The 13593-nt window shown below is 57.4% G+C and carries 12 protein-coding genes; all 12 read left to right on the top strand.

Going from position 1 to position 13593, the window contains the following annotated elements; genetic code table 11:
- The first annotated feature begins 233 nt into the window (after positions 1–233).
- The 12 genes from serC (at position 234) to wecC (ending at position 13468) form a co-directional block, all read left to right on the top strand.
- Complete coding sequence (serC, locus tag J3P90_RS17870; RefSeq protein ID WP_420767787.1) at positions 234–1319, top strand: 3-phosphoserine/phosphohydroxythreonine transaminase; 1086 nt, start codon at positions 234–236, stop codon at positions 1317–1319.
- Complete coding sequence (gene pheA / locus J3P90_RS17865; RefSeq protein WP_434675151.1) at positions 1319–2413, top strand: prephenate dehydratase; 1095 nt, start codon at positions 1319–1321, stop codon at positions 2411–2413. The genes serC and pheA overlap by 1 nt, the downstream gene beginning before the upstream one ends.
- Before the next feature lie 13 nt (positions 2414–2426).
- Positions 2427–3539: a histidinol-phosphate transaminase gene (gene hisC, locus J3P90_RS17860; RefSeq protein WP_434675150.1), complete on the top strand. Its 1113-nt coding sequence runs from the start codon at positions 2427–2429 to the stop codon at positions 3537–3539.
- Between the two features lie 28 nt (positions 3540–3567).
- Positions 3568–5775, top strand: a complete 2208-nt coding sequence (locus J3P90_RS17855) for a bifunctional prephenate dehydrogenase/3-phosphoshikimate 1-carboxyvinyltransferase (RefSeq protein ID WP_434676590.1) — start codon at positions 3568–3570, stop codon at positions 5773–5775.
- Positions 5772–6461, top strand: coding sequence for a (d)CMP kinase (gene cmk, locus J3P90_RS17850; protein WP_030141014.1), 690 nt, complete (start codon positions 5772–5774; stop codon positions 6459–6461). The genes J3P90_RS17855 and cmk overlap by 4 nt, the downstream gene beginning before the upstream one ends.
- Before the next feature lie 120 nt (positions 6462–6581).
- Complete coding sequence (gene rpsA / locus J3P90_RS17845; protein WP_030141013.1) at positions 6582–8273, top strand: 30S ribosomal protein S1; 1692 nt, start codon at positions 6582–6584, stop codon at positions 8271–8273.
- 201 nt (positions 8274–8474) lie between these two features.
- Positions 8475–8753, top strand: coding sequence for a hypothetical protein (locus J3P90_RS17840; RefSeq protein WP_434675149.1), 279 nt, complete (start codon positions 8475–8477; stop codon positions 8751–8753).
- Between the two features lie 145 nt (positions 8754–8898).
- On the top strand, positions 8899–9195 hold the full coding sequence (gene ihfB, locus J3P90_RS17835) for an integration host factor subunit beta (protein WP_420767791.1): 297 nt from the start codon (positions 8899–8901) through the stop codon (positions 9193–9195).
- 25 nt (positions 9196–9220) lie between these two features.
- Positions 9221–9445 carry a lipopolysaccharide assembly protein LapA domain-containing protein gene (locus tag J3P90_RS17830; RefSeq protein WP_420767792.1) on the top strand — a complete coding sequence of 75 codons (225 nt, stop codon included), beginning with the start codon at positions 9221–9223 and terminating at the stop codon, positions 9443–9445.
- 187 nt (positions 9446–9632) lie between these two features.
- The gene (locus tag J3P90_RS17825) at positions 9633–10691 is read left to right on the top strand and encodes an LPS O-antigen chain length determinant protein WzzB (RefSeq protein ID WP_434675148.1); all 1059 of its coding nucleotides are present in this window, start codon (positions 9633–9635) and stop codon (positions 10689–10691) included.
- Between the two features lie 331 nt (positions 10692–11022).
- The gene (gene wecB / locus J3P90_RS17820; RefSeq protein ID WP_434676589.1) at positions 11023–12102 is read left to right on the top strand and encodes a non-hydrolyzing UDP-N-acetylglucosamine 2-epimerase; all 1080 of its coding nucleotides are present in this window, start codon (positions 11023–11025) and stop codon (positions 12100–12102) included.
- 97 nt (positions 12103–12199) lie between these two features.
- Positions 12200–13468, top strand: coding sequence for a UDP-N-acetyl-D-mannosamine dehydrogenase (gene wecC / locus J3P90_RS17815; protein WP_434675147.1), 1269 nt, complete (start codon positions 12200–12202; stop codon positions 13466–13468).
- Positions 13469–13593: the final 125 nt, after the last annotated feature.

Here is a 13593-nt window from a genome sequence, read left to right as displayed (position 1 = left end):
CTGCCCCTCTCTTGAGGCTTGTTTGATTCATTGTGGTGAGGGAGCTTGCTCCCGCTGGGCCGGCTGGCGCTCCAGTGCGCAGCGGCCCCTATTTTTTGTGAGCGCTTCGCATTCAAGCGGGAGCAAGCTCCCTTGCCACTGATTCAGCCATGTCTTGACTAAGCGGTAGCCCTGTAACGGCGGTGTGCGGACCAAAAGATTTATGTGACCACCAGATCAGAGCGAGATTGGATGTGAGCAAGAGAGCCTATAACTTCTGTGCCGGCCCGGCGGCGCTTCCCGAAGCGGTCCTGAAGCGTGCCCAGGGCGAACTTCTCGACTGGCATGGCAAGGGCCTGTCGGTCATGGAGATGAGCCATCGCAGCGATGAATTCGTGTCCATCGCCACCAAGGCCGAGCAGGACCTGCGTGATCTGCTGAACATCCCGTCCAACTATAAAGTGCTGTTCCTGCAGGGCGGCGCCAGCCAGCAGTTCGCCCAGATTGCGCTGAACCTGCTGCCGGAAAACGGCTCGGCTGACTACATCGACACCGGTATCTGGTCGCAGAAGGCCATCGAAGAAGCGTCGCGCTACGGTCACGTCAACGTGGCGGCCACCGCCAAGCCCTACGACTATTTCGCGATACCCGGCCAGAACGAGTGGAAGCTGTCCAAGGACGCGGCGTACGTCCACTACGCGCCGAACGAAACCATTGGTGGCCTGGAATTCAACTGGGTCCCGGAAACCGGTGACGTGCCGCTGGTGGCCGACATGTCCTCCGACATCCTTTCGCGTCCAGTGGACATCTCCCGTTTCGGCATGATTTACGCCGGCGCCCAGAAGAACATCGGCCCGAGCGGCATTCTGGTCGCGATCATCCGCGAAGACCTGCTCGGTCGCGCCCGCTCTCTGTGCCCGACCATGCTCAACTACAAGGTCGCGGCGGACAACGGCTCGATGTACAACACCCCGCCGACCCTGGCCTGGTACCTGTCAGGCCTGGTCTTCGAGTGGCTGAAAGAGCAGGGCGGTGTCGAGGCTATCGGCAAGCTCAACGAAGTGAAGCAGCGCACGCTGTATGACTTCATCGATGCCAGCGGCCTCTACAGCAACCCGATCAACAAGTCTGATCGCTCCTGGATGAACGTGCCGTTCCGCCTGGCGGATGATCGTCTCGACAAGCCGTTCCTGGCCGGCGCCGACGAGCGTGGCCTGCTGAACCTCAAGGGCCACCGCTCGGTCGGCGGCATGCGCGCCTCCATCTACAACGCCGTGGACATCAACGCAGTCAACGCGCTGATTGCCTACATGGCGGAGTTCGAGAAGGAACACGGCTGATGTCTGAGCAAGAACTCAAGGCGCTGCGCCTGCGCATCGATGCCCTGGATGAGAAAGTCCTGGAGTTGATCAGCGAGCGCGCACGCTGTGCCCAGGAAGTTGCCCGTGTAAAAATGGCGTCCCTGGCCGAAGGCGAAGTGCCGGTGTTCTACCGGCCGGAGCGCGAAGCCCAAGTGCTCAAGCGTGTCATGGAGCGCAACAAGGGGCCGTTGGGCAACGAAGAGATGGCGCGCTTGTTCCGCGAAATCATGTCCTCGTGCCTGGCTCTCGAACAGCCGCTGAAAGTCGCTTACCTGGGCCCGGAGGGCACCTTCACCCAGGCAGCGGCCATGAAGCATTTCGGTCACGCCGTGATCAGCAGGCCGATGGCGGCCATCGACGAAGTCTTCCGCGAAGTGGCGGCCGGTGCCGTGAATTTCGGCGTGGTGCCGGTGGAGAACTCCACCGAAGGTGCGGTCAACCACACCCTGGACAGCTTCCTTGAGCACGACATGGTGATCTGCGGCGAAGTCGAGCTGCGCATTCACCATCACCTGCTGGTGGGTGAGAACACCAAGACCGACAGCATCAGCCGGATCTACTCCCACGCACAGTCCCTGGCCCAGTGCCGCAAGTGGCTGGACGCCCATTACCCGAACGTCGAGCGCGTGGCGGTATCGAGCAATGCCGAGGCGGCCAAGCGGGTCAAGGGTGAGTGGAACTCGGCGGCGATCGCCGGCGACATGGCGGCAGGCCTTTACGAGCTGACGCGCCTGGCCGAGAAAATCGAGGACCGTCCGGACAACTCCACCCGGTTCCTGATGATCGGTAACCAGGAAGTTCCGCCGACCGGCGACGACAAGACCTCGATCATTGTCTCCATGAGCAACAAGCCGGGGGCACTTCATGAGCTGTTGGTGCCGTTCCATGACAACGGCATCGATCTGACGCGGATCGAGACTCGCCCTTCGCGCAGTGGTAAATGGACCTACGTGTTCTTCATCGATTTCGTCGGCCACCACCGCGATCCGCTGGTGAAAGGTGTGCTGGAGAAAATCAGTCAGGAAGCAGTGGCACTCAAGGTGCTGGGTTCCTACCCCAAGGCAGTTCTTTAAGGGCGGATAGCAAATGAGTGGCAACTTCCTCGCCCTGGCCCAGCCAGGCGTTCAACAACTTTCGCCCTACGTTCCAGGCAAGCCTGTGGACGAACTGGCCCGCGAGCTGAATCTTGACCCGGCCAGCATCGTCAAGTTGGCGAGCAACGAAAATCCGCTGGGCGCGAGCCCCAAGGCACTCGCGGCAATTCGCGACGAACTGGCCGAGCTGACGCGCTACCCCGATGGCAACGGCTTCGCCTTGAAAAGCCTGCTGGCCGAGCGCTGCGGCGTCGAGCTGAACCAGGTGACCCTGGGTAACGGCTCCAACGACATTCTCGAGCTGGTCGCCCGCGCGTACCTGGCGCCGGGCCTCAATGCCGTGTTCAGTGAACATGCGTTCGCGGTCTACCCGATTGCCACCCAGGCCGTCGGTGCCGATGCCCGTGTCGTTCCAGCCAAGGCTTGGGGGCACGACCTGCCCGCCATGCTCGCCGCCATCGACGCCAATACCCGCGTAGTCTTCATCGCCAACCCGAACAACCCGACCGGCACCTGGTTCGACGCCCAAGCCTTGGACGACTTCCTGCAGGACGTGCCCGAGCACGTCCTGGTGGTGCTGGACGAGGCCTACATCGAATACGCCGAAGGCAGTGACTTGCCCGATGGGTTGGATTTCCTCGCCGCCTACCCGAACCTGCTGGTGTCGCGCACCTTCTCCAAGGCTTATGGCCTGGCGTCGCTTCGGGTTGGCTACGGCTTGTCCACTGCGGTGGTGGCCGATGTGCTGAACCGCGTGCGCCAACCATTCAACGTCAACAGCTTCGCCCTGGCTGCCGCTTGCGCCGCATTGCAGGACGAAGCCTACCTGGCGCAAAGCCGTCGCTTGAACGAAGCTGGCATGCAGCAACTGGAAGCGGGCTTGCGTGAGTTGGGTCTGGGCTGGATTCCTTCCAAGGGCAACTTCATTTGTGTGGACGTTGGACGCGTCGCGGCGCCGGTCTATCAAGGCTTGCTGCGCGAAGGCGTGATCGTGCGTCCGGTGGCCAACTACGGCATGCCGAATCACCTGCGGGTCACCGTTGGCCTGCCGGCGGAAAACAGCCGTTTCCTGGAGGCGCTGAGCAAGGTCCTGGCTCGTGGTTGATGTCACCTTGCTGCAACCTGCGACACCTATGATCGGTCGCCTGGTGGTGGTCGGCCTGGGGTTGATTGGCGGTTCGTTCGCCAAGGGCCTGCGTGAAAGCGGGCTGTGCCAGGAAGTCGTGGGCGTCGATCTTGACCCGCATTCACGCAAGCTAGCGGTAGAGCTGGGCGTGGTGGACCGCTGTGAAGACGATTTGCAGGTCGCTTGCCAGGGCGCGGATGTGATCCAGCTGGCGGTGCCGATCCTGGCCATGGAGAAACTGCTGGCCCGATTGGCCGGCATGGAGCTCGGGCAAGCGATTCTCACCGACGTCGGCAGTGCCAAGGGCAATGTTGTGCGGGCGGCGACCGAGGCGTTTGGCGGCGTGCCGGCGCGTTTCGTGCCCGGTCACCCGATCGCCGGCTCCGAACAGAGCGGGGTGGAGGCTTCCAATGCCGAGCTGTTCCGTCGGCACAAGGTCATCCTGACGCCGTTGGATCAGACGGACCCGGCGGCGCTGGCGGTGGTGGATCGCCTGTGGCGCGAGTTGGGTGCCGATGTCGAGCACATGCAGGTCCAGCGACACGACGAAGTATTGGCCGCCACCAGCCATTTGCCGCATCTGCTGGCGTTCGGTCTGGTGGATTCATTGGCCAAACGCAATGAAAATCTTGAGATCTTCCGTTACGCTGCCGGCGGTTTCCGCGATTTCACGAGAATCGCGGGTAGCGACCCGGTCATGTGGCATGACATCTTCCTCGCCAACCGTGAAGCTGTCCTACGCACACTCGATACATTTCGCAGCGACCTCGACGCCTTGCGCGACGCGGTCGATGCAGGGGACGGGCACCAATTGCTGGGCGTTTTCACACGTGCCAGGGTGGCCCGCGAGCATTTCAGTAAAATCCTGGCCCGTCGGGCCTATGTGGACGCTATGAACTCCAACGATCTGATTTTCCTGGCACAACCTGGTGGCTCCCTCAGTGGGCGGATTCGTGTACCGGGCGATAAATCGATTTCCCACCGTTCGATCATGCTCGGCTCGCTGGCCGAGGGCGTGACCGAGGTGGAAGGTTTCCTCGAGGGCGAAGACGCTCTGGCGACGCTGCAAGCGTTTCGCGACATGGGCGTGGTCATCGAAGGTCCGCACCACGGCCGCGTGACGATTCATGGTGTCGGCCTGCACGGCCTCAAGCCTGCGCCGGGCCCGATCTACCTGGGCAACTCCGGCACCTCGATGCGCCTGTTGTCCGGCCTGCTGGCCGCCCAGGACTTCGACAGCACCCTGACCGGCGATGCCTCGCTGTCCAAGCGCCCGATGAACCGTGTTGCCAACCCGTTGCGGGAAATGGGCGCGGTGATCGAGACCGCTGCCGAGGGCCGTCCACCCATGACCATTCGTGGTGGCAACAAGCTCAAGGGCCTGACCTACACCATGCCGATGGCCAGTGCCCAGGTGAAATCCTGCCTGCTGCTGGCGGGCCTCTACGCCGAAGGCAAGACGACGGTCACCGAGCCGGCTCCGACCCGCGACCACACCGAACGCATGCTGCGTGGCTTCGGCTACCCGGTCACGGTCGACGGCGCCACGGCGTCTGTTGAATCCGGCAACAAACTGACCGCGACCCACATCGAAGTGCCTGGCGATATCTCTTCGTCGGCGTTCTTCCTGGTGGCGGCCTCGATCGCCGAAGGCTCCGACCTGGTGCTGGAGCATGTCGGCATCAACCCGACCCGTACCGGCGTGATCGACATCCTGCGCCTCATGGGCGCCGACATTACCCTGGAGAACCAGCGTGAAGTGGGCGGCGAACCGGTTGCGGACTTGCGCGTACGAGCGGCTAAACTCAAGGGCATCGAGATTCCGGAAGCGCTGGTTCCCCTGGCGATTGACGAGTTCCCGGTGCTGTTCGTGGCGGCCGCCTGCGCGGAAGGCCGCACTGTGCTCACTGGCGCCGAAGAGCTGCGGGTCAAGGAATCGGATCGCATCCAGGTGATGGCGGACGGCCTGCTCGCGCTCGGCGTCAAATGTGAGCCGACCCCGGATGGCATTATCATCGACGGCGGCCAGATTGGTGGCGGCGAGGTCCATGGGCACGGTGATCACCGTATCGCCATGGCCTTCAGTGTTGCGTCCCTGCGCGCCAGCGCGCCGATCCGCATCCATGATTGCGCCAACGTCGCCACGTCGTTCCCGAACTTCCTGGCGTTGTGCGCGCAGGTCGGTATTCGAGTAGCACAAGAGGCACAGTCGTGAACATCAAGGCACCGGTCATCACCATCGATGGCCCAAGCGGATCGGGCAAGGGCACCATCGCCGGCATGCTGGCCAAGCAACTGGGCTGGAATCTGCTCGATTCCGGTGCCCTGTATCGCTTGCTGGCCTTCGCCGCGGCCAACCATGGCGTCGATCTGACCAACGAAGAGCTGCTCAAGGCCCTTGCCGCCCATCTGGACGTGCAGTTCATCGCGGCCACCGATGGCCAGTTGCAGCGGATCATCCTCGAAGGTGATGAAGTCAGTGATGTCATCCGCACCGAAAGCGTTGGCGCCGGGGCTTCCCAGGTCGCCGCGCTGCCGGCGGTGCGCGAAGCGTTGCTGCAACGCCAGCGGGCTTTCCAGGAGCCGCCTGGGCTGGTGGCGGACGGCCGGGACATGGGCACGGTGGTGTTCACCGATGCGCCGCTGAAGATTTTCCTGACCGCCAGCGCGGAGGAGCGGGCTCGCCGCCGATATTTGCAGTTGAAGGGTAAAGGCGAGGATGTTAGTCTGTCGAGTCTGCTAGATGAGATCCGTGCACGCGACGAGCGTGATACCCAGCGCGCAGTGGCCCCGCTAAAGCCGGCGGCCGATGCGATACAGCTGGATTCCACGGAGTTGTCCATCGATCAGGTGTTGCAACGCATCATGAGTGAAATCGCGCTTCGCGATATCGCCGGGTGACCAGGAAGCTCCGCAGGGGACCAGTCATAGTCCTGCGGTGCTTCTTATATATGAAACTAACCCACATCGTCTGGGGTGTGGAGATGGGCGTTTACTTCGCCCTAATCAACAGGAATTAAAATGAGCGAAAGCTTTGCGGAACTCTTTGAAGAAAGCTTGAAAACCCTGAACCTTCAGGCAGGCTCCATCATCACCGGCGTTATCGTTGATATCGATTACCAGGCTCGCTGGGTAACCGTTCACGCTGGTCTGAAGTCTGAAGCGCTGATCCCGCTTGAGCAGTTCTACAACGACGCTGGCGAACTGAATATCAACGTTGGTGACGAAGTTCACGTGGCGTTGGATTCGGTTGAAGATGGCTTCGGTGAAACCAAACTGTCCCGTGAAAAAGCCAAGCGTGCTGAATGCTGGATCGTTCTGGAAGCGGCCTTCGCAGCTGAGGAAGTGGTCAAGGGCGTTATCAACGGTAAGGTTAAAGGCGGCTTCACTGTCGACGTTAACGGCATCCGTGCGTTCCTGCCAGGTTCCCTGGTTGACGTTCGTCCAGTGCGCGACACCACGCACCTGGAAGGCAAAGAGCTGGAATTCAAGGTCATCAAGCTGGACCAGAAGCGCAACAACGTTGTCGTTTCCCGTCGCAGTGTCCTGGAAGCCGAGAACTCCGCCGAGCGTGAAGCTCTGCTGGAATCGCTGCAGGAAGGCCAGCAGGTCAAGGGTATCGTCAAAAATCTCACCGATTACGGCGCATTCGTCGATCTGGGTGGCGTCGATGGCCTGCTGCACATCACCGACATGGCCTGGAAGCGTATCAAGCATCCTTCGGAAATCGTCAACGTTGGCGACGAGATCGATGTCAAGGTTCTGAAGTACGATCGCGAGCGCAATCGTGTTTCCCTGGGCCTCAAGCAGCTGGGTGAAGATCCATGGGTCGCTATCAAAGCCCGTTACCCAGAAGGCACCCGCGTCACCGCCCGTGTTACCAACCTCACCGACTACGGCTGCTTCGCTGAGCTGGAAGAAGGCGTTGAAGGCCTGGTACACGTTTCCGAAATGGACTGGACCAACAAGAACATCCACCCTTCGAAAGTCGTACAAGTCGGCGACGAAGTGGAAGTCATGGTTCTGGACATCGACGAAGAGCGTCGTCGTATCTCCCTCGGCATCAAGCAGTGCAAGTCCAACCCATGGGAAGACTTCTCTGGCCAGTTCAACAAGGGCGATAAAATCTCCGGCACCATCAAGTCGATCACCGATTTCGGTATCTTCATTGGTCTGGACGGCGGCATCGACGGCCTGGTTCACCTGTCCGACATCTCCTGGAACGAAGTGGGCGAAGAAGCCGTACGCCGTTTCAAGAAGGGCGACGAGCTGGACACCGTTATCCTGTCGGTTGACCCAGAGCGCGAGCGCATCTCCCTGGGTATCAAGCAACTGGAAAGCGATCCGTTCTCCGAGTACGTTCAAGAGAACGACAAAGGCGCAATCGTTAAGGGCATCGTGAAAGAAGTTGACGCCAAAGGCGCCATCATCACCCTGGCCGACGATATCGAAGCGACTCTGAAAGCCTCCGAAATCAGCCGTGACCGCGTTGAAGACGCGCGCAACGTCCTGAAGGAAGGCGAAGAAGTAGAAGCCAAGATCATCAGCGTTGACCGCAAGAGCCGCGTAATCCAGCTCTCCATCAAGTCGAAAGACGACGCTGAAGAGAAAGAAGCAATCCAGAGCCTGCGCGACAAGCCAGCTACTGACATTGCTGCTGGTCCTACCACTCTGGGCGACCTGCTGCGTGCACAGATGGAAAAACAGAACTGAGTTCTGTCAGACCATAAAAAAAGGGCGACTTCGGTCGCCCTTTTTTGTGCCTGCGATTTCTGGTTTGCCAAGGCAATGCAGGGTTGCCCCAGGCGTTCCTCTCGAAGCGTTGCGAAACCAAACGGCCAGCATGGGTGTCTCTTCTATGACACAGCTGGAAAAATTCGGGACAGGGATGCGTCCCTCTAACGAAGGATCTGAATGAATAAGCTCGTTCTGATGTTGGTTGTTCTGCTGCTGGCAGGCTGCGCCACGAGCGCCAAGATCCACGCCGTGCGAGGTGTCAGCGGTATCGAGATCGATTGCTCAGGGCTGGGCTCCGGCTGGGAGAAGTGCCATAAGCGCGCAGCCAAGGAGTGCAAGGGGGCAGGCTACAAGGTGATCACTCGATCCGATGATGCAAAGGACCAGGATCAATACCCCTTTGGCTTCAATCCGGCGGGTTACCTGACTCGCACCATGCTGGTCATGTGCCGCTAACCTGGAAAATATTTTCAGTCTGCGCCAAAAAGGGGCGATCAGGGGGCGCTGAAGATATGTCAAGAGTTGGGCTGTTCAAAATCCTCCGGGCATGCTAAAACCTTTGAAGCGATTTTCCTAGCTGCTTGAAAAAGAAGGGAAAAACATGACGAAGTCGGAGTTGATCGAACGAATTGTCACCCATCAAGGGCTGCTCTCATCCAAGGATGTAGAGCTGGCCATCAAGACCATGCTTGAACAAATGTCCCAATGCCTGGCGACCGGAGATCGTATCGAAATCCGCGGGTTCGGCAGTTTCTCCCTGCACTACCGCGCCCCACGTGTGGGTCGCAACCCAAAAACAGGTCAATCTGTCAGCCTCGATGGAAAATTCGTACCTCATTTCAAGCCGGGCAAGGAGCTCCGAGACCGGGTGAACGAGGAAGAGGGTGACGAGGTCTGAATCGACCCCAAAAAAAGAGGTCTCCATGCGGAACTTTAAGCGCCTTGCGCTTGTCGTACTTGCGGTGCTCGTGGCTTCGGCTATCGTACTGTTCGTGCTTGAAAACAATCAGCCTGTCGCGCTGTTGTTCCTGGGATGGTCGGCGCCGCAACTTCCTGTTTCGGTTTTTGTGTTGCTCGCGCTCCTCTCTGGAATGATGATTGGCCCCTTATTGGCGTGGATCGCCGGGAGAGGTCGGCGGCTGAAATAAATGGATGTGTGAGCCCAGTAGTCTCGTAGTAAGGATCACTGCCGCAAATTTCTGACTTTGGGTATGTTGCATTTGTTTAAGTTTAATAAAAAGACCGCTGTGTCCGTCGGGGACTTGCCCGCCTTACCTTTTAATGCGACCCGTGTGTCTGCAAGCGCAAAGCTAAAAAAAGGGAGCGAGGCTATCCATGCAAGATAATCGTATTGCAACGCGCGACGACGATGAAATCGACCTGATCGCCCTCGCTCGCGGGCTTTGGGCTCAAAAATGGCTGATCCTCGCCATTACTCTTCTGGTCACTGCTGGCGCTGCTGCTTACGCGTTCCTCAGCAAACCTGTCTATGAAGCAAAGCTTTTTATCATGCCGCCGACTCAGAATGAGATCGCTGAGTTGAACTATGGGCGTGGGAAAAGTACGGAGCTGGAAACTTATACCATCAAGCATGTTTACGATGTTTTTGCTCGTAACTTGCAGGGTGAGTCGCTTCGTCAGACTTTTTTTAATGAGGTTTATCTTCCTTCGCTTGATGAGTCGCAACGAGAGGGGGCTCTTGATCGTTTGTATGAGCGGTTCTCTCGACAGCTGGTCGTCAAAGGGCCTGGGAAGGATACGCCAGATCGTTTCTCCGTCACTGTGCAAATCGGCGACCCGGTGAAGGCTACCGAGTGGGCCAAGGCTTACGTAGCCCGCGCCAGTGAGGCTGCCGAGGCAGAGCTCGTCAAGAACGTGACGACTGAAGCTTCGGTGAGAGCGCGCAATCTGGAGCAGCGTATTGTCAGCTTGCGCGAGACTGCTCAGCGGATACGTGAGGACAGGATTCAGCAATTGCGGGAAGCGTTGAAAATTGCCGAGGCGATTGGATTGACTACGCCGACTGTTAACTCTTCTGCTGCGGTGGATATTACCGTTGATACCGGTAGCAAGATGGATTATCAGCGTGGTAGCAAAGCTTTGGCTGCTGAGATCAAAACGTTGGGGTCCAGAACCTCAGATGACGCGTTTATAGAAGATCTGCGGACGTTGCAGATGCGGTATAACTTTTATCGTAAGTTGAATGTTGATCCTGAGCTTATTTCGGTTTATCGGCAGGATGGTAGTGTTGAGGTGCCGGGGGATCCAGTTAAGCCTAAAAAATTGCTTATTATATTTTTAGGACTGGCGGCGGGTTTAATATTAGGTGGGTTTGCTGGGTTGGCTCGAGATATTTGGACGCGTGATTCACTTAAAGCGAAAGGTATCGGGTGAGTTCGGCTCATCTGTCTATGAGCGATTCTTGAAATTTGACCTGTTGTCGGTGGGAATCGGCGATAACAGGTTTTTGGTCTTTTTCAATAGCGGCTAGGGAGCTGATAAGTACTTGTAAAGGATCGCTTGGTTGCATAGCGTCCTTCAGCCGCAAGGCTGTATCTGGTATGGTGACGTCAGATTGGATTTGGCAAGGCAACCTTTTAAAATTGAGGCTTGACGCCTTGCTTGCTGCAAGAGCGGCCAATCGAGATATGCCAGGGATACTAAATTTGGAGTTTTTGATGTGAAGACATTGTGTATTTTTGGCACTCGTCCAGAGGCGATCAAGATGGCTCCCCTCGCGATTGCTCTCGCGGCAGATGTGCGCTTCGAGGCCAAGGTTTGTGTTACGGGCCAGCATCGTGAAATGCTAGATCAGGTCTTGGGTCTATTTTCCATTGAGCCCGACTATGACCTGAATATCATGAAGGCCGGTCAGGATCTGACAGATATTACCACTTCAATTCTGTTAGGGATGAAAGCCATACTAGAAGACTTCCGGCCTGACGTCGTTCTAGTTCATGGCGACACCGCTACCACATTTGCCGCCAGCCTTGCCGCATACTATCAGCAGATATCCGTGGCTCACGTTGAGGCTGGTTTGCGCACCGGTAATCTTTATTCGCCATGGCCTGAGGAAGGTAATCGCAAATTAACCGGTGCTTTGGCCAATATACATTTTGCACCTACGGTAACCTCTAAAGAAAACTTACTGCGCGAAGGTATTAGCTCCGACAAGATCGTGGTAACTGGTAATACGGTTATAGACGCGTTGCTGGACGTTGTGAACCGTATTGACCAGAACGAGAGTCTTAGGGCAACCGCCGCGGCTCCAGCTGCGCTTCTTGATCCTGAACGCAGGATGATTTTGGTTACAGGCCATCGACGCGAGAATTTTGGTGATGGCTTTGAGCGGATCTGCCAGGCACTGACTGAAATTGCCCTAACTCATCCGAACGTAGACATCGTTTACCCCGTGCATCTCAATCCAAACGTGCGCGAACCCGTTAATAGGCTATTGGCGGGATTGAATAACGTTCATCTGATCGAGCCGTTAGAATACCTACCTTTTGTTTATATGATGAGCCGTTCATATATCATACTGACAGATTCAGGAGGTATCCAAGAGGAAGCTCCCTCCTTGGGTAAGCCAGTGCTTGTCATGCGAGACACTACTGAGCGGCCCGAAGCTGTCGCCGCTGGAACGGTAAGGTTGGTGGGTACTCAAACGGTTCGTCTTGTCGAAGAGGTTCAGCGGCTCCTGGAAGATCCCGACGCCTACGCCAGCATGAGTTACGCCCATAATCCTTACGGAGAGGGTGATGCATGCCAGCGTATCCTAGAGGCGTTGCTCACCTTACATAAATAAGGGAGTCTTTCGTCATTCGGGTGCCGCAGCGTCTCCATAAGACTATACCTGCCGAACGTGCCCTGTTAGCTTAGTTCAAGTCGCTCTAAGGACCATCATGTCGTATCAAACTATCTCAGTCGTCGGCCTCGGCTATATTGGGCTTCCTACTGCTGCCGTATTCGCTTCGCGCAGGAAGCAGGTCATTGGCGTGGACGTCAATTCGGATACGGTCGCGGTCATTAATAAAGGCAATATCCACATTGTCGAACCCGATCTTGACATGGTGGTACACGCTGCGGTGACTAGTGGTTATCTTCGTGCTACGACGATACCAGAGCCTGCAGATGCATTTCTGATCGCTGTTCCTACGCCCTTTAATAATGACCACACGCCAGACCTCGGGTACATTGAGTCTGCAAGCAAGGCCATCGCGCCGGTACTGAAAAAAGGCGACCTGGTAATTCTCGAATCCACCTCGCCTGTGGGCGCGACTGAGCAGATGTCGGCATGGCTGGCGCTTGAACGGCCTGATTTGAGCTTCCCACAAGACTGCGGTGAAGAGTCCGATATTCGTATCGCCCATTGCCCCGAACGCGTACTGCCTGGTCACGTTCTACGTGAGCTGGTGCAGAATGACCGGGTGATTGGTGGCATGACTCCAAAGTGCTCTCAGGCAGCAGCGTCGCTCTATCAAACATTCGTTGAGGGCGAGTGTGTCATCACCAACGCCCGAACGGCGGAGATGTGCAAACTGACCGAAAACAGCTTTCGCGATACCAATATTGCGTTTGCCAACGAGCTGTCCATGATATGCGACCAGCTGGACATTAATGTCTGGGAATTGATTCGTCTGGCTAATCGCCATCCGCGGGTCAATATTCTTCAGCCTGGCCCCGGCGTCGGCGGGCACTGCATCGCCGTTGATCCTTGGTTTATCGTCAGCAAGACACCCGACATTGCTCGTTTGATTCGGACCGCACGCGAGGTCAACGACAGCAAGCCCGAATGGGTTTTGGAAAAGACCAAGCTGGCGGTTGCCGAGTTTCTTCAGGCAAACCCACACAAGACGGCCCTCGACGTGAAAATTGCCTGTCTGGGCTTAGCGTTCAAACCTGATATTGATGACTTGCGCGAGAGCCCTGCGGTTGCTATTACGCAGAATATTCTTGCCATTCACCCAGGTCCGGTGGTTGCGGTAGAACCCAATATCGAGGCGTTGCCGAAGCAACTGGCAGGTCAGCTCAAGTTGGTGACTATCGACTCGGCAATTACCGATGCCGATGTAATAGTCCTTCTGGTGGATCACAACGCTTTCAAGGCAATTCCATCCAGTATCCTGACTTCTCATAAGGTCGTTGATACGCGTGGCGTCTGGTCTGCATGAATGTGAACTGGCCGGTTCGCCTGCCAAGACAGCATTTATTCAGATAGACAACAGTGCGTGGAGAGGGGTAACAGGTGACAATGCTAAAATCTGCCCCTTTCCTAAGCACTTGCCTGGCTCCTTCA

This window comes from Pseudomonas sp. D3-10, from assembly GCF_051132175.1.
In the GTDB taxonomy this organism is placed as follows: Bacteria; Pseudomonadota; Gammaproteobacteria; order Pseudomonadales; family Pseudomonadaceae; genus Aquipseudomonas.
This window is presented reverse-complemented; position numbering and strand designations above follow the sequence as displayed.

Bases quoted from the DNA above. Each gene is read 5' to 3' on its own strand.
- pheA (WP_434675151.1), top strand. From the start codon at position 1,319: ATGTCTGAGCAAGAACTCAAGGCGCTGCGCCTGCGCATCGATGCCCTG.
- hisC (WP_434675150.1), top strand. From the start codon at position 2,427: ATGAGTGGCAACTTCCTCGCCCTGGCCCAGCCAGGCGTTCAACAACTT.
- J3P90_RS17855 (WP_434676590.1), top strand. From the start codon at position 3,568: ATGATCGGTCGCCTGGTGGTGGTCGGCCTGGGGTTGATTGGCGGTTCG.
- rpsA (WP_030141013.1), top strand. From the start codon at position 6,582: ATGAGCGAAAGCTTTGCGGAACTCTTTGAAGAAAGCTTGAAAACCCTG.
- J3P90_RS17840 (WP_434675149.1), top strand. From the start codon at position 8,475: ATGAATAAGCTCGTTCTGATGTTGGTTGTTCTGCTGCTGGCAGGCTGC.
- ihfB (WP_420767791.1), top strand. From the start codon at position 8,899: ATGACGAAGTCGGAGTTGATCGAACGAATTGTCACCCATCAAGGGCTG.
- J3P90_RS17830 (WP_420767792.1), top strand. From the start codon at position 9,221: ATGCGGAACTTTAAGCGCCTTGCGCTTGTCGTACTTGCGGTGCTCGTG.
- J3P90_RS17825 (WP_434675148.1), top strand. From the start codon at position 9,633: ATGCAAGATAATCGTATTGCAACGCGCGACGACGATGAAATCGACCTG.
- wecB (WP_434676589.1), top strand. From the start codon at position 11,023: ATGGCTCCCCTCGCGATTGCTCTCGCGGCAGATGTGCGCTTCGAGGCC.
- wecC (WP_434675147.1), top strand. From the start codon at position 12,200: ATGTCGTATCAAACTATCTCAGTCGTCGGCCTCGGCTATATTGGGCTT.